The following is a 15,165-nucleotide window of genomic DNA, read 5'->3' as shown; positions in this document are numbered from 1 at the left end:
TGGATTTATTTGGTGCTTTTGTCGAAAGAGTTCTATAAAAATCGTTGCAAGCCCCAAAAAATTCTTGCTATGATTCTTAAAAGTGATCTAGAAAAGTAGGGCAAGATAGGTGAAGTTAGCTAACCAGCAAGCTGGCTATCCAATTTCACGAGCCTTATTCGCACCTACGGTGCTCAACGGAAACCCAGAGATTTAAGCTCATCATCAGATACCCAAAGGATTGCAACCACTTAAATTAAGAGGTCAGCATCCTTATGGACGAAACACCAAAAGCCATTACCAGAAAAAATGGGCGTCACCTTCGTGTGCCTGTGCTACCCAATGAAGAAACTCAAATTAAAGCCAATGCGGTTCAGGCGGGCTTGTCTGTTGCTGAGTATTTAAGGCGCATCAGTCTTGGGTATCCGTTGCAAAGTGTGATAGACAAAGAACACGTCATCCAGCTTGCTAAAATCAATGCAGATCTAGGTCGACTGGGTGGTTTGCTAAAACTTTGGTTGACGCAGGATAAACGGGTTGCGCATTTTGACCATGCCACGATAATGACCCTGTTGCGTAACATCAGGGGCTTGCAAGATTCCATGTATCAAGTGGTGAAAAAGCTATGATCATTCGCCATATTCCAATGAAAAAAGCCCGTCTTAGCAGCCTCTCCGGGCTTGTTCGATACATAACCGATCCGCAGGATAAACAGGAGCGAGTTGGGAAGATTCGTATATCGAATTGCAATAGCCATGAGCCTGCCTGGGCGGTTCAGGAGGTATTGGCTACTCAAGCTCAAAATCAACGCGCCAAAGCCGATAAAACCTATCACGTCTTAATCTCTTTTGCTCCGGGGGAAGTCGTCTCAGATAATGTTTTGAACCTGATAGAAGATCGGATCATCTCAGCCATTGGGTTTAAGGAGCATCAAAGAATCAGTACTGTTCATCATGATACGGACAATCTTCACATCCATGTTGCCATCAATAAAATCCACCCTGAAACCCTAAACATGATTGAGCCATACCGGGCATATAAAACCTTTGCCGAAGTGGCCTCCCAGCTGGAGGTTGAGTTTGGATTGAAAGTGACCAATCATCAGTCGCGAAAAGGACACTCCGAGAATCTCGCAGATGATATGGAGCAGCATTCCGGCATTGAAAGCCTCATCAATTGGATGAAACGTCATTGCAAGGAGCCGATTGAAGCTGCGAAAAGCTGGGCGGAACTGCACCAAATATTGGCGGCGCATGGATTGAGCATAAAACAAAGAGGGAATGGCTTTGTTTTTTGTGATAAGAAGGGGCTAATGGTCAAAGCCAGCTCTATTTCTCGGAATTTTTCAAAACAACTTCTTATATCCAGGCTAGGAGCGTTTGTGGTAGCACCGTTGCAGGACGATACCATGTCACAAAACACCTACCGTTATGAACCACTTCATAAAACAAAGTCGAGCATGGAACTTTATGCCTGGTATCGTGAGGAACGGCTGAATAATAAAACCATCCTTTCAGGTAAGCTCAAAACGCTGCGTTCAGCCAAGGCCAGAGCGATTGAGGCGGCAAAAAAACGTGCCAGACTTAAGCGCTCAGCATTGAAACTCATGAAAATGCCCCGCATTCAGAAAAAATACCTTTACTCCAAAATTAGTCAAACGCTTCTGAATGAGATAGAGCAGATTCGGAATAACTTTTCCAAACAACGGCAACAGCAAATGAATGATCATCAGAATCGAACCTGGGCAGATTGGCTCAGGTATAAAGCTGAGGCTGGCAATAAGGAGGCGTTAACAGCACTCCGTTTTCGAAATCGCAAAAATCAGGCTAAGTATACGTTTTCTGGCGACATGGTGGATGCTTTTCATGGGCAGATGAAAGATATCGACTCTATCACCAAAGAAGGTACGGCAATTTTCAAAATCAACAGGGCAATCATTCGAAATAATGGCCATGAGATCACGATCTCAAAAGGGGGATCGATAGACGCTCTAAAAAAAGCACTGGAGATGGCGCGACAACAGTATGGCGACTGTATTCGCATCCATGGTACAGCACTATTTAAAAAAATAATCCTTCAGCTTGTGATTAAAAATGACATCCCAATCACATTTGCTGATCCGGATATGGAAGGCCAGCGCATAAAACTAAAACAGGAGAATAATGATGAACCTTCAAGACGACAGCGATATGGTAATGGAACAAGAGCTTCTGGACGCAATGAAGCTGTTAGAGCAGCAGGCAGAAGAAGCCGAACCCCATCAGCAACAAAGCCCAACCCTAGCAGCTTTAGACAGGGCTCGCCGGCCGAAAATCAAAACAGCCTGCGAGACGTGTCCCAACTCGATGTGGTTCAGTTCACCAGAGGAAGTGAAGTGCTATTGTCGGATCATGCACATGATCAGCTGGAGCGGCAAGGACTCAAACTTGATAACCATGTGCGATGGAAACCTTCTCGATTGAGGAAGACTGGTAAGGGTAAGAATTTAAATCCCTACTGAAAATTTGAAACCAGCAGCTTCCCTTGTGACGACGATCATTCCCGGAGTATATAAGTACTCCTGATCGATCAAGATGATAAAAATAGGATCGGAGTGTAATCCATGATGAGGGCATATTGTCCAAAATCTCCTGAGGAACAAGTTCAGGATAACGCCTGCCTAATTTGCCTACGGTTTTAGCGCAGCTGGGTACTTTAAAACCACAGGCAATTTGAAGCCAGTCATCAACCTGCTTAACTGAGAAGTAGAGTTTATTATTTTTGCAAATGAATTTGTTATATACGGCTATTTGCCATACACGCCTATCGCAGCCATATATCCAATCGCTGTTTGGTACATCAAGATTTAGAAAATCGGGCAATTCATTTAGTATTAACTGGAGTTCGTTACTGTGAATTTGGCAGACAGGATTATTCTCTGCTTCTTTAGTAAGTTGAGCTATGTACTCTTTATTGGTGACATGTTTTAATTCCTCAAGAGCCTCAATAAGATGTTGTTTTTCTATAGGCTCACGCTGTTGCCTTTTGATTTTTTCCTGTTCATACCCTCTTTCTAGTTTATCGACTTTTTCCTTTAATTGATTTTCAAGTTGCAAAAGGTGGATTTGCGCTTTTGCGTTATACAGCCATTGGATACGATTTGGATCATTGATGCGCGACCAAAAAGATTCCCAGTTTTGCACATCCTCAGGGGTAAGATCAGACAGATCGATTTCTATAGCAGAAGTATTGGTTATTTTAATTTTTTCAATCTTTTGATCATCAACTTTATGTCGATAAAAAATTTCTATGATGAGTTGCTCGTTGGATTTTATAGCGAGTATATCGGCTTTGATATCGCTGAGGGTTTTCTCTTCATGAACCGAGTCAAAGGAAATCAGCCTTCCTTTTTGGACAATCGTTTTGGACTCATGATGTTTTTTTCCTTGAGAGTCGATTAGTGAAGTCGTGATGGTATATTCTGGGAGTCTGATCTCCCGCCGTTCTAATATGATCTGCTTAACTGCCATATGGATGGCACTTTCCAATCCTCCTGCACATTCAATGGTCGTTGAGTGCTTGAAGTGATGCTGATTTTTAGTACCCTTGGCAGCAATCAGTGGAGAGCGACAACATGGGCAAATACAATTGCAACTTCTACCGCTCGCAACATTGTCAATGTGAACAATGATGTTATTTTCATTTAATCCAAATGGAAGCTTTATTTTAAATGGTTTCATGATGTCTCCTAACTTAACGAACTGGCTGACTAGAAATATCAATTAAAGAGATTTCTGGCTTTGCATAGCCAAAATAGCCGGCAATACGCTGTAGCTTGATTGTTAGGACAACATCGATTGGTTGAAAATGTACATGGCTTGAACCGTAGTATCTGTTAGATACGGTGAGCTTTATTTCGTTATCTATAGTTTCAATCTTAGGGTTAAATTCATAAACTGGCTTATCAAAAATATTGCGAGCATTTTCAGAAGCACCAAAATTGGGGGGTAAAATTATGTTCCCATTCTTTTGTAGGTGGTCATTGGTCAGTGCTTCAGCAAGATGTACCCATGATGGGAATGCACTGCCTACTAACATTTTTTGAGCTGCCAGGAAAGTAAACATTTCTTCACCTAAGGTATAGGTATCTGGGAGACCAGATGGTAAGTCCTCAAGACATTTCCGACGCTCGTCTATAAAAGCTGAGGGAATCAGAACAAAAATTTGTGCCTGCCCAATATTTTCTATGGGTGAGAGAGTATCTGACAATAAAGCTGCCTTTGATTTATAACCAAAAAATGCAGCAACAAGCTCATGAGCATGACCTGATTTGAGTTTAATACCATGATGATTGGAAATGGTGCGAAGACGTTCCGCGCAAAGTTTTGCGATGGACATTTGTAAGTTCCTTATTAAATATACTGGTCTTAATTTCGTTTTCATGAGTGTTTAAAGAAAACTGCCAGCAGTTAATAAAGACTAACTACAAAACAGACTAAGCTTATGAAAATCGTTTTTCGGCCACTCATAACCGGGGATATCGACAACCTGATGGGAGTGTAAATAAGGAATTTATAAATTGCAAGAGAATAACAGACAGCTGATCTTTATACGGTCTAGGATTTACCATTTATACATCGGTGATGATGTACCTCCGACCCTTATAAGAGGATTAAATTCAGACGCGGTTGACCTGGTTATTCCAATTTTATTTGAACAATATAGTCTATTGATTATAATGCGTACCATATGAACTTTTGGATAAATGAATGCCTATCAAACGATTAGAACAATGGATAAAAGAAGAAAAGGATAAGGGTGCCCCTAACCCACAGCAGGCAATATTATCTACTGCAACAACAGAAGGAATACCTCATTCTCGAGTGGTTGCCATTAGAGAAATTACACCTCAAGGAATTTTATTTTTTACGCAAAAGGGGACAAGAAAAGTAACTGAAATTGCCGAAAATCCTCGTGTTAGTCTTTTGTTCTGGTTTGAGTTAATGCAACGAGAAGTGATATTAGAAGCCCTTATTGAAGCGCTTACTGAGGAAGAAAATAAGGCCTATTGGTCCAGTTATCCAAGAATCGCTCAGCTACGGTTTCTTGCCTATGCTCCTACCTCAAGTCAACCTATCGACTCAAAACAGATATTGGAAGACAAAAAATACAGGATTGAACAGGACTATAAAGATCAAGACTTACCCTATACATCATTGTATTGTGGTTATCGTATCATTCCTACCAAATTTACCTTTTACCAATATCGTACCGATGAACTTTCTGATGTTTCTCAATACAATTTGCAAGAAAATGGCCAGTGGCAAAAGCAAGTGATATCTCCTTAAGCAAAATACTATAACCATTAGCCTTACTTAAGGCTAATGGTATATATCACGAGGAATCATCTAATTCAGCCACTAAAAATTCTTAATTGCGATCATTCTTTTTGAAATGTAGAATTCCGAGCCTAATTATAAAAGGAAATATAATGAAAAAAATTGTTCTAACCGCCTCTTTATTTGGAATTATTTGCCCTAGCTTTCACGCCTATGCATATGTCCCTAGTGATGTTAGCAGCTTCGAAAATGAAACGGATTGCATTCGATGTAACCTGACACAAAGCTCTTTTTCGTCTAATTGGTCAATGAAGGAAAAATCTGGGAAATTTGATGGTACGTTGTTTACTCGTTTTTCTTTGTCCGGCTATAAATTGATCGACTCTAGTTTTGTTGATACAAATTTTGTACAGTCAAATTTAAGCAATGATCAATTTGATAATGGAATATTTCGAAATTCTAACCTGTCATATTCTCACTTAAGTACCGTTAATTTCATCAAATCGACGTTTAACAACGTTAATTTTTCTCATATTTCAATGAGCGGACATTGGTCTTCCTGCTCTTTCAACCAAGTTGATTTTAATTATGCGCGTCTGGAAGGAGTTTCCTTTTTAAGAGCAAATCTGGTGGATGTTAATTTTGCAAACGCAAATCTAAAACATGCTGATTTTAGTAGAGTCCATGTTGAGCGTGTCAATTTTGATAATGCCGATCTAAGTTATGCAATCCTGATAGGTTCAAATATTACAAAAGAGCATCTTTCTAACACAAAAACATATAAGTGCGCCACGCTTTCGAATGGCGAAGTCTACACCAATGATGGTGAGTTTACTTGCAATTAATCCGGCAAGCTTTTTCTAGAGGGAATAATGAAAAATTATAAATTAGTGACATTGTTTATTATCATGGGTTTGTCTTTGCCAACTCAATCAAAAGGTTTGGCTGATCCTGAAGATTTGAAAATATTTAATGATACAAATTACTGTCAAGGTTGTGAGTTGAGTGGCGTTAGTATTTATGAGGATCATGATAATGGGTTCTTGATTAATTCTTATGCGATACAAACTGAGTTTTTAGGTTCATTTTATAAAATGAATTTTTCAGGAAGCGTTATGAATAATGCTACTTTTCGTAAATTTCCGCAACCGTTAAAGGTTCAGGAATCGAACTTTGATAAAGTGAATCTGAGCCACTCTAAATTTGATCGCGTTGATCTCAGCAGAGCAAATTTTAGCGATGTGAACCTAAGTAATTCCAAATTGGATGGGGTTAATTTATCGGAAGTTAATTTCACAAATGCCAATTTGACAAATGTGACTATGGAGAACTCCATTTTAATCGGTTCAAACTTAACAAAAGAGCAGCTCGCACAGTTTAAAAGTATTAAATGTACGGTCATGCCGAATGGTGAGTTGAATCATAGAGGCTGTTAATTTTTTTACCGCAAAGCTGAATTTTAACTATTGCATTAAGCGGCAATTAAAAGATAATTTCATTTAATTGCCGCAAGCTAATTCAGTTTAATACATTGATACTACATTACTTTTAACAGGCTGCTGCAATCGTTTGTATTTTTTAGACAGTTCATTAAGCTGAGGTTTCAGCTGACGCCTCACGCCCTCAATCCCCAAGCAACTCTGATTGGCCAGATCATTAAAATCGCTAAATCTCTTAGGATGTTCCGACTGCTCATTGGGCGCAAAGGTCGGCAGAATCATGATGCCGTTAACCGCCTTGGCTGCTTCCATAGCTTTTTCTTTGCCCGGATTGACACCTTGGGTGATTTCAAGATGCTTGTCATCGTCTGCGGCGATGATGATGGGGTTTTTGGGATATTTTTCATGTAATGCCTTGGCGACAGCTTTAAGGTTTCCTGCATCAAAGGCTGAAACCACTGCTGGCAGTTCTGTGGCTTCTTTTATCGTTGCTGCAGTGGCGTAGCCTTCAGCGATGATGATAACAGATGCTTTGGACAATTGTTCCAGTCCACCCAAGACATGAAAACAGCCTTCTTTTTTAGAGTCTTTTGCAAAGCGTTTGGTGCCATCCTCGGATATGTATTGAATGGACCAAATGGTGCCGTCAACATCCATGGCGGGGATGCAGGTGCGTTTGTTTTCATTATCGGTGTATGCACCAGAGTGTACCTGAATGCCTTTGGCGTTCAGGTAGGGCGTGGGTTCTCTCACTTCACTCATTTGGGATAGCTTTTGCTGGAGTCTTAACGCGGTATGATGTTGTTTGGCTTCCAATTCACGCTGACGGGCTTGCTGATGTTTAAGCGCTTGTGCCTTAAGCGCTGATTTTTGCTCAGCAGTTAGAATGTAGCCTTTACTTTTCCAGTGAAGCTCGGCACCAGTCCGATTGTTTTTAATGTACCCGGCTGGAATGCCATCTAAGTGCGCCACATAAAATCCTGCTTTTTCTCCTTGTTTATCTCCATCCATGGCGATGCGATGTGGATTACCATCCATGATGGGATGCTCACCTGAAATGATAGCACCAAGGCTTAGCAAGGCTTCTTTAAATTCATCAATGTGAGCAGGTGCTTTTTCTTGAGTAACTTCTTGTTGTTCTGGAAGCCAGGGTTTGATTTTTTCCATGGGAACACCCGGATTTGCATACCAGCATTTTTGAATTTTATCCCAAGCAATTCCCGGTGTTCCATCGGGCAGTTTACCAATCCTGGCTTTGGCGGTTTCCTTATCTTTGTAGGGGATGTTTAGCCATCGTTTTTCCGTGGTGATTGGTTCAGCGCTCATGTGGATTTCCTCTTCGAGTTGATCATCCCTGATGTCAATAGAAGCTGTTTTTTGCAGATCTTGCGTTTGTTCAAACGCGCACAGATGACTCACAATTTTTTCGGCATCCGCGCAGGCTCTGAAAATTTCAAGCGGATCATCTTCCAATACCCGAATCCATGATTTGATATAAGCGGTATGTTGGGATGGATCGTGGCCAATGCCTAGCTCTGCACCTAAGATCATGCTGGCAATTTCTGCCCGGAGTTCCTCACGTGCATAGGCATCTGAGCCAAAAGGATGACCTAAATCGCGCTGAAGTCGTGATGGGTGACCACTCCAATGCCCCAGCTCATGCAATGCGGTGGCGTAATAATGTGCTGCGGATTTAAATTGCTCTTTTGGCGGCAGATGGATGCTGTCGGTCGATAATCGGTAAAAGGCTCGGTCGGCTTCGGAATCAATAATGGTAGCACCCGATTGATGTAACAAGGTTTCAGCCCTGTCAATCAGAGACCAGTCGAGTTCCTTCCTGACGAGTTCTGGCATGTTATCAATCTGTGAGGCATGAAAGACTGTGGCGTAAAACACTTTGGGGCGTTCCAGATTGACCAGCACCTTTATCGGATTGCCTTGTGCATCCAGCACGGGATGACCGTTATCATCCTTTTTGATGTGCTCTTCTTGAAATTTCCAATATTGAATACTGGTGCCTTTTTTCCCTTTACGCACTTGCGCATCAATGCTTTGAGCTTGCTTGTAGGTGAGCCAGCGGTTGTCATCGCTGGGATGAAGCATCAAATACAAGGCATTAATGCCGCGATAGCGTTTGCCAGTCACTGGATTATAAGGCATCTGGCCATCACCTGTGCCTGGCTCCCATGGTTTTAACCACGGGGCGGTTCCGGCTTTCAGACTTTCAATGAGTTGATTGGCAACCACTTGATGGTAAGGCAATTTAGTCATACATCGCCTCCATCGCATCGGCTTCATTCAGTGCATCTTCGAAAAATGCGCCCATCATATCGGCTTCTATTGGACTGACTTCGGTAATAAAGCCCGGGACTTCCAAATCCTCGAATTTGTCTCCAATGATGTCCATCAGATCAATGTTATCGTTCATATGCTGTACTCCTATTTGTTAAATACCCATACGGGTGTGATCATTCCTTTGATTTGCCTTGTGTGAACAAGGCCGTAATAGCGACCATCAAATGACCATTCGCTTTGGCTGGTCATTGTCATTACTTCATCATTTTGAAGTGGGTAGTGCGTTACCCGCCATTGAGGCAAGGCGCGGTTCATGCCGTCTTTAAGTTTTGGTTTTGAGTAAGGGAGCAGTTCTTGATTTACATAGACTCCTTGGGGGGTTACAGAAATCACATCCCCTGAAACTGCGACCACTTTTTTCATTAAATACCCATAGCCTCCACAGGGCAGACCGTGGTCAATATAGCCTCTATCTTTGGCTAAGCGGAACGCGGCTCGGTCATCAGGGCAAAAAATCACGTAAGCATTTTTGAGGGTGTCTGTATGGGTCACACGATATAAACCCACAGGAATGGATTCTGTCAGGTTTATTCTGAATCCCAATGCATGAAAAAGAATGCCTGTAGTAATCAACGCCATGAAAATAATCGCTATTTTTCTCATAGCTTGATGACCTCTTCCTCACTCAATTGAGCGCGCAATCTATCGGAATGTAAGGGGGCTTCAACAGAAGCTCTTGCCATGAAAACCGGGTCTTTAAAGTAAAGCGGTTGTTTGCCGTAAATGGCAGGAAAGCCAGCGGCATAAATCACCATATCACCCGCCTCAACAATCAAGCCATTGGCATCTTTTTTAGGACCGGGCATACGCAAGCATTCATCCACCGTCAGAAGGGGTCTTGATATTTCCTGAATGGTTCTTGATATTTGATTCAAAAACGCTGAAAAGCGTCTGCCACTGGTGGTGATGTGCTCTTTAACAATGGTCGTTTGGCCTGTCAGCTTGGAAAGATGTTCAGCTGTTTCAACCCGGTTTGGAGGATAGGCATTTTGGATATGGCAATTAGAGGTGATGGTTTCATCAGGACCATAGCCACGTTCACGACTTTTTAGCTGATTGATGTCCTGACAAATTAAGTAAAACTTTAAGCCGTATCCCGCAACAAAGGCTAATGATTCCTGCAGAATGTCGAGTTTTCCAAGGCTTGGGAATTCATCAATCATGCACAACAGGCGATGTTTATAGGTTTTTTTCGTTTGAACATAGGACTGACCTTTATCATCAGACACCCGCTCAAATTCCATTTTGTCAGCCAATAATCGCACTATCATATTGATCATCACGCGCACCAGAGGTTGAAGCCTTGCTTTATCATTTGGTTGGGTCACGATGTAAAGGCTCACAGGATGTTCATGGTTCATTAAATCACGAATGCAAAAATCAGAAGCTGAGACGTTATGTGCGACTACTGGATCACGATACAAAGCCAAATAGGATTTTAAAGTAGATAATACGGAGCCTGCTTCTTCTTCGGGTCGGTCTATCATGTCTCGAGCCGAGGCAGAAATGACAGGGTGGGTTTTGCCATCAACATGTGGGTATTGGGTCATTTCAATCAGCAGATCGGCAATATTAATATTGGGATCAACCAGCATGCGGTCAATGTTGGGAAAGGTCGCAGGTTCCCCCTGGTGGTTTAGTTTGTAAATCGCATGCAATATAAAGCCCACCAATAGGGCTTGTGAGGTTTTTTGCCAATGGGTATCCAGCCCTTTACCATCGGGATCAACCACAAGGGTTGCCAGGTTTTGTACGTCTCCCACTTCAGATTCAGTACCCACTCTGATTTCATCCAGAGGGTTCCAGCGAGCTGAACCTTTTAGTGTTGCAGGCTCAAAGCGAATGACTTTGTTATGCGCATGTTTTTGTCTCCAACCAGCGGTCATCGCCCAAAGCTCACCTTTCAAATCGGTAATCACACAGGAATGTTTCCATGATAGAAGTGTCGGCATCACAAGACCAACACCTTTCCCTGAGCGTGTTGGGGCATAGGTTAAAACATGCTCCGGTCCATTATGGCGCAAATAATGAATCTCTCCTTTGTCATCTTCATATGCCCCAACATAAACGCCTTCATCATGGCCAACGAGGCTTGCTTGCTTTAAATCCTCCCAATTCGCCCAACGGGCAGAGCCATGCAGGTATTCACTGATTTCATTCGTTTTAAAATATCTGGAAGTCAATACGATCATCATTAAAAGCAATGAGCCACTCATGACCATGGCACCAAAGGCCGCATGAAACGTATCGGGGTAAAACGATTGGTATTTCATCGCCCAAATGAACATCTGCCAGGGCATATAAACATGCGCAAGAGAGCTGCCTAAGCCCTCGGCATAATGAAACTGGTAAGCCAGAAACTGGGTGCCGATTTGCATGCTAATTACAAAAGCCCCGATGACCAGCGCGACTAATGATGTATTGAGCCTGCCCGATTTTTTTTGCCTGACTTGAGGGCCTATAGCGTTGTTGGGTTTGCTATGACTCATTGATGCGCTCCAGCGGTTTTCTGGTTTACAAACTGGCTGACTTCATCCGAGGCCTCATGTCCTGCGCTAAAACTGCCTTCTGGCGCACCCATGGAAACAATCTGCTCTGAGTCAGTCTCTTGAGATTTAGACGCCGAGGCATCCATTCTGCTTTGGATGGCATCCGCAATTTTTCCACCCGTGGTGTCAGCAATTTTTTCCGCAACGGCTTCTTTAATCGTGGCTGCTTTTTCACGAGCCACATCCATCGTGCCAGAGGCTAAATGGGAGCCAAAGGAACCCGCAAATTTGGCAGCACTTCCCATAGCTTCTGCTAACCCACCGGTTTTGGAGCTTTTATCCTGAGCTGACATGGAGTCTGTACTGCCGGAATTAACGCTTTGACTGGCGGCCTTAAAGGCTGCGCTCAGTGCCGATAAGCCTCCAGCTCCCTGAGTCATTGCAGCACCTGCCGCACTTGCCATCGCAGCTCCGGCGATTCCTGCAGCTCCCATGGCAGCACCAAGACCAATACCGCCACCACCACCTGAACCACCGCCTGATACGATGCCTGCGAGAACGGGAGGGATTTTATTAATGAGAACCAGCAAAAGGACGGCAACCACCAACATGACAAACATTTCTTTAAGCGTCATGCTCTCAGACAGTGCCGCATAATATTGATCCACAAAGGACTTGCCGATGCCGATAATTAAAATCATGGCAAACGCTTGCAGTGCAATCCCCAAGACTGTTTTGTAGTAATTAATCGCAATATCCTGAGTCCAGCGTCCACCACCAAAACCTAATAAAATGATGCCGCCATAGGTTAAAACCCATGCGGTGATTAAGATAATGAGCATGTTAATACTGACTAAAGCCAGCACGATGAGAATAACCCCTGCAACGATTAATCCTACGGTGGTTGCTGCAGGCGACCAGATGGATGAGCTGTCGATGGCGCGAGATACAATATCAAATCCCACATCAACAATATCCGATGGCGATACGTGCTCATCAATGCCTGAGGCACGTGCCGCCAGTTGCCGCATGGAATCAATGATGGATTTTGCAATGGCCGGTCCATTCTCTAAGAGCCAATAGAAAAAACCGACCACAACAAAAAACCGCACCGTTTCGGCTAGAAACTCCTGCAAATCGGCTTTACGCAACGCCATTAAGCCATACGTCCACACCATGCTCACCAAGGCCAAAGACCAAAAGAGGTATCGGGCGTAGCCGAGCATGATTTGGCTCCAAAGTGCAGACGTGCTGGAAAAGCGATACAAAATGTTATCCAATAAATCGCGACTGTCGATGCCATGCCCTTTGGCATGACAGCAAGCAGAAAATCCAAGCCAGAACAGGATAATCAAATAAGGAGTTATTCGTTTATTCATAGGATTACCATTTTTTCCCTGAGCTTTTCGTATAGCTGCCACCCCGAAAACACGCATCCCCGATGGCTTGCAGCTCCTCTGTGGTGCGATGTTCTCTGGAGCTTTCACAGGTTAATGAGGCAAGATGCTGAGCCTTTTTGGCTTCAGAGTTATTGCATCCAGAGAGCAGCGCAACACATACCATCGTCCATAGTGTTAAATGTTTCATTTTTTCTCCTTGTTGTTAAAAATTACCATTTTTTTCCTGAACTCTTGTGATACACACCCGATCTGAAATGTTCATCACCTGCTGTTTGTATGGCTTCTTTATTGGCATTTGCCGCATCCTTCACTGCCTGCGCGTTTTGTTGAGCCAAGAGCAGACCTCTGATTTGAAGCAATTGGTGGGATTGTTGACTGGCCAATTGAGAGCCGGCCTGGAGTGCCTGCTTTTGCCCTGTGGCGTTTTGTGCCTGAGATTGCAACACGCGGAGTTTGGCCGAATCCTCTTTTAGACTGTGTTGCTGTTTATCAATCCCTTTAATCAAGGCATCATTAGCACGTTTTTCGGCAACTGATGCGCGGAGTCGGTTTTGTTTGATTTTTCGGATTTCCTCTGGACTGCATTCACCTTGTGCATTAAAACAGGCGATGTTTTGGTAGTATTCCTGACTTTGAAATCGATCCAGATAACCTTGAAGACTGCCTGCCTCCTGTTTGTAATAATCAATGGTGTTGGTTGATTCCAGCAGGTTATTAATCACTGAATTGGCATTGTCCCATTCATAGGAGGTCAGTGATTTTGTGTTTTCGAGCATGTTTTGATATTGATCGAGCTGGTTTTTGTATTGCTCGACCTGGGTTCTATACTCACTAAGTTGTGTTGCAATCATTTTTCCATTTTGAATCCAGTTCGCAACGTCAAATACGGGTGCGCCATTTGCCAAGACTGGCAGTGTGCAACAATAAATTAATAAGGCTTTCAGTTTCATATCGTGCTCCTTTCTTAATAGGCAAATGATTTATAGGGTTGCTTAAAGGTTAAGTCTTTCACCACGATGATATTGAAGCGGTATCCCGGGCGTACCTGGATGGTGGGTGATACGTTCAGGTTTTTTGAAACGAGCTGCGAGGTCACTTCACCAAGCTGCTGCCCCAACGCCTGACTCATCACGCTGCCCGCTGTGGGTTGTGCGTATCCATACTGATTGGCCTGATTGGTATTTTGGCTGTAGGTGATGCCAGCAATAATCCCTGACATTAAAAGCGCTGAGCCATAAATGCGCCCGTAATGATGATCCACCTGATCGCGAAATCCGGCAAAACCAGCACTATCAGCTCCGGGCATAGAGCCGATATCCAGCGCTTTACTGTCTGGAAATACCAGTCGTTGCCATGCTACTAGCACCGAGTTTTGGCCAAAGCCCACATCACTGGAATAAAGCCCCAGTATCTTGGTTCCCTGAGGAATTAATAAATACTTACCGGTCGCGGTGTCATACACATTTTGTGATACCTGAGCGATGATTTGTCCGGGCAACTCGGAAGAAATACCACTAATCATCACCCCGGGAATCACACTGCCAGCTCTTAATTCATAGCGACTGTTAGGGTTTTGCAAGGTTGAATTTAAATGCCAGCGCGACTCATCCTCTTCCCCACCTAAACCTTGCGGCATGGGTTTTGTTTGTCTTTCTTGTAATAAGGCAAGCTGCTCTTTAAATACAGTTGCAGGATCACTGTTTGAGGTCGTTTGCTGGTGGTTGTTCAATCGTGAGTTATCAACCATAACCGATGTTTTAGCCTTAACCGCTTCTTCAAAATCCTGCGTTTTTTCTTGACGAATACGCTCGATTTCAGCATCCGATACTTCTTGTGTCAGCGCGTCTTCCTTGCGCAATTGCTGTGGTTCTGGCATCGATAAGGGCGCGATTTCATTGCGGCTTGATGGTGCATCAGGTGGTGGGATGATAGCCATTTTATGGTTTCCTACCACCTCACTGGCAAGGCTTAAGGTGTTTTTTTGAAGCGATTTTATTTTTACCGGCTCTGATGGCTGGTTTTGCGCATTGGCGCGTTTCGTTGCAACCCATGCGATAAGCAACACAAACAGCGTTAAGACACTAATTGCAATGATAAGTGGCATCTGATTCACGCGTTTCACGCCTGTGGTTTGCAGCCTTTGTGGGGATTGGTCGGGTGATAAATACTCTTTATTGGGATTCAT

General features: G+C 43.3%; 15 protein-coding genes. 5 read left to right on the top strand and 10 right to left on the bottom strand.

What is annotated here, in order from left to right:
- The first annotated feature begins 254 nt into the window (after nucleotides 1–254).
- Both traJ and traI read left to right on the top strand, forming a co-directional pair.
- Entirely contained in the window at nucleotides 255–608 is a 354-nt protein-coding gene (gene traJ / locus EL201_RS13320) for a conjugal transfer transcriptional regulator TraJ (protein ID WP_027222716.1), read from the top strand.
- Nucleotides 605–2,479, top strand: a complete 1,875-nt coding sequence (traI, locus tag EL201_RS13315; protein ID WP_027222715.1) for a TraI/MobA(P) family conjugative relaxase — start codon at nucleotides 605–607, stop codon at nucleotides 2,477–2,479. Before traJ ends, traI begins: the two co-directional genes overlap by 4 nt.
- Here traI and EL201_RS13310 read toward each other — a convergent pair.
- Nucleotides 2,400–3,698 carry a competence protein CoiA family protein gene (locus EL201_RS13310; RefSeq protein WP_027222714.1) on the bottom strand — a complete coding sequence of 433 codons (1,299 nt, stop codon included), beginning with the start codon at nucleotides 3,696–3,698 and terminating at the stop codon, nucleotides 2,400–2,402. The two genes, traI and EL201_RS13310, sit on opposite strands and share 80 nt — an antisense overlap.
- A 13-nt stretch (nucleotides 3,699–3,711) precedes the next feature.
- Nucleotides 3,712–4,356: a hypothetical protein gene (locus EL201_RS13305; protein ID WP_050598300.1), complete on the bottom strand. Its 645-nt coding sequence runs from the start codon at nucleotides 4,354–4,356 to the stop codon at nucleotides 3,712–3,714.
- A gap of 371 nt (nucleotides 4,357–4,727) precedes the next feature.
- Between EL201_RS13305 and EL201_RS13300 the strand changes: the two genes are divergently transcribed.
- From EL201_RS13300 to EL201_RS13290, 3 genes are all read left to right on the top strand, one after another.
- Nucleotides 4,728–5,306 (top strand): pyridoxine/pyridoxamine 5'-phosphate oxidase, encoded by a 579-nt coding sequence (locus EL201_RS13300; RefSeq protein WP_027222713.1) that lies wholly within the window; start codon nucleotides 4,728–4,730, stop codon nucleotides 5,304–5,306.
- A gap of 143 nt (nucleotides 5,307–5,449) precedes the next feature.
- Nucleotides 5,450–6,142 (top strand): pentapeptide repeat-containing protein, encoded by a 693-nt coding sequence (locus EL201_RS13295; RefSeq protein WP_027222712.1) that lies wholly within the window; start codon nucleotides 5,450–5,452, stop codon nucleotides 6,140–6,142.
- Between the two features lie 27 nt (nucleotides 6,143–6,169).
- The gene (locus EL201_RS13290) at nucleotides 6,170–6,733 is read left to right on the top strand and encodes a pentapeptide repeat-containing protein (RefSeq protein ID WP_050598299.1); all 564 of its coding nucleotides are present in this window, start codon (nucleotides 6,170–6,172) and stop codon (nucleotides 6,731–6,733) included.
- Nucleotides 6,734–6,820: 87 nt separating this feature from the next.
- On the opposite strand, the gene EL201_RS13285 is transcribed toward EL201_RS13290, so the two are convergent.
- From EL201_RS13285 to EL201_RS13255, 8 genes are read right to left on the bottom strand one after another with little or no spacing between them, the layout of a single operon-like run.
- Entirely contained in the window at nucleotides 6,821–9,007 is a 2,187-nt protein-coding gene (locus tag EL201_RS13285; protein ID WP_027222711.1) for a zincin-like metallopeptidase domain-containing protein, read from the bottom strand.
- Nucleotides 9,000–9,164: a hypothetical protein gene (locus EL201_RS15715; RefSeq protein WP_027222710.1), complete on the bottom strand. Its 165-nt coding sequence runs from the start codon at nucleotides 9,162–9,164 to the stop codon at nucleotides 9,000–9,002. The genes EL201_RS13285 and EL201_RS15715 overlap by 8 nt, the downstream gene beginning before the upstream one ends.
- Before the next feature lie 11 nt (nucleotides 9,165–9,175).
- Nucleotides 9,176–9,694: a conjugative transfer signal peptidase TraF gene (gene traF / locus EL201_RS13280; RefSeq protein ID WP_027222709.1), complete on the bottom strand. Its 519-nt coding sequence runs from the start codon at nucleotides 9,692–9,694 to the stop codon at nucleotides 9,176–9,178.
- Nucleotides 9,691–11,580, bottom strand: a complete 1,890-nt coding sequence (locus EL201_RS13275; RefSeq protein WP_027222708.1) for a type IV secretory system conjugative DNA transfer family protein — start codon at nucleotides 11,578–11,580, stop codon at nucleotides 9,691–9,693. Before EL201_RS13275 ends, traF begins: the two co-directional genes overlap by 4 nt.
- A complete protein-coding gene (gene trbL / locus EL201_RS13270; RefSeq protein ID WP_027222707.1) occupies nucleotides 11,577–12,959 on the bottom strand; it encodes a P-type conjugative transfer protein TrbL in 1,383 nt (460 codons plus the stop codon). The genes EL201_RS13275 and trbL overlap by 4 nt, the downstream gene beginning before the upstream one ends.
- Nucleotides 12,960–12,963: 4 nt before the next feature.
- Nucleotides 12,964–13,167 carry a hypothetical protein gene (locus tag EL201_RS13265; protein WP_027222706.1) on the bottom strand — a complete coding sequence of 68 codons (204 nt, stop codon included), beginning with the start codon at nucleotides 13,165–13,167 and terminating at the stop codon, nucleotides 12,964–12,966.
- A gap of 22 nt (nucleotides 13,168–13,189) precedes the next feature.
- The gene (gene trbJ / locus EL201_RS13260) at nucleotides 13,190–13,930 is read right to left on the bottom strand and encodes a P-type conjugative transfer protein TrbJ (RefSeq protein WP_027222705.1); all 741 of its coding nucleotides are present in this window, start codon (nucleotides 13,928–13,930) and stop codon (nucleotides 13,190–13,192) included.
- Between the two features lie 14 nt (nucleotides 13,931–13,944).
- On the bottom strand, nucleotides 13,945–15,165 hold the full coding sequence (locus EL201_RS13255) for a TrbI/VirB10 family protein (protein ID WP_027222704.1): 1,221 nt from the start codon (nucleotides 15,163–15,165) through the stop codon (nucleotides 13,945–13,947).

This window comes from Legionella pneumophila subsp. pascullei (assembly GCF_900637585.1).
Lineage (GTDB): Bacteria > Pseudomonadota > Gammaproteobacteria > Legionellales > Legionellaceae > Legionella > Legionella pascullei.
Note: the sequence above shows the minus strand (reverse complement) of the source record. Positions and strands in the feature narration are given on the sequence as shown.

Coding starts and splice junctions, on each gene's coding strand:
- traJ (WP_027222716.1), top strand. CDS start 255: ATGGACGAAACACCAAAAGCCATTACCAGAAAAAATGGGCGTCACCTT.
- traI (WP_027222715.1), top strand. CDS start 605: ATGATCATTCGCCATATTCCAATGAAAAAAGCCCGTCTTAGCAGCCTC.
- EL201_RS13310 (WP_027222714.1), bottom strand. CDS start 3,698: ATGAAACCATTTAAAATAAAGCTTCCATTTGGATTAAATGAAAATAAC.
- EL201_RS13305 (WP_050598300.1), bottom strand. CDS start 4,356: ATGTCCATCGCAAAACTTTGCGCGGAACGTCTTCGCACCATTTCCAAT.
- EL201_RS13300 (WP_027222713.1), top strand. CDS start 4,728: ATGCCTATCAAACGATTAGAACAATGGATAAAAGAAGAAAAGGATAAG.
- EL201_RS13295 (WP_027222712.1), top strand. CDS start 5,450: ATGAAAAAAATTGTTCTAACCGCCTCTTTATTTGGAATTATTTGCCCT.
- EL201_RS13290 (WP_050598299.1), top strand. CDS start 6,170: ATGAAAAATTATAAATTAGTGACATTGTTTATTATCATGGGTTTGTCT.
- EL201_RS13285 (WP_027222711.1), bottom strand. CDS start 9,007: ATGACTAAATTGCCTTACCATCAAGTGGTTGCCAATCAACTCATTGAA.
- EL201_RS15715 (WP_027222710.1), bottom strand. CDS start 9,164: ATGAACGATAACATTGATCTGATGGACATCATTGGAGACAAATTCGAG.
- traF (WP_027222709.1), bottom strand. CDS start 9,694: ATGAGAAAAATAGCGATTATTTTCATGGCGTTGATTACTACAGGCATT.
- EL201_RS13275 (WP_027222708.1), bottom strand. CDS start 11,580: ATGAGTCATAGCAAACCCAACAACGCTATAGGCCCTCAAGTCAGGCAA.
- trbL (WP_027222707.1), bottom strand. CDS start 12,959: ATGAATAAACGAATAACTCCTTATTTGATTATCCTGTTCTGGCTTGGA.
- EL201_RS13265 (WP_027222706.1), bottom strand. CDS start 13,167: ATGAAACATTTAACACTATGGACGATGGTATGTGTTGCGCTGCTCTCT.
- trbJ (WP_027222705.1), bottom strand. CDS start 13,930: ATGAAACTGAAAGCCTTATTAATTTATTGTTGCACACTGCCAGTCTTG.
- EL201_RS13255 (WP_027222704.1), bottom strand. CDS start 15,165: ATGAATCCCAATAAAGAGTATTTATCACCCGACCAATCCCCACAAAGG.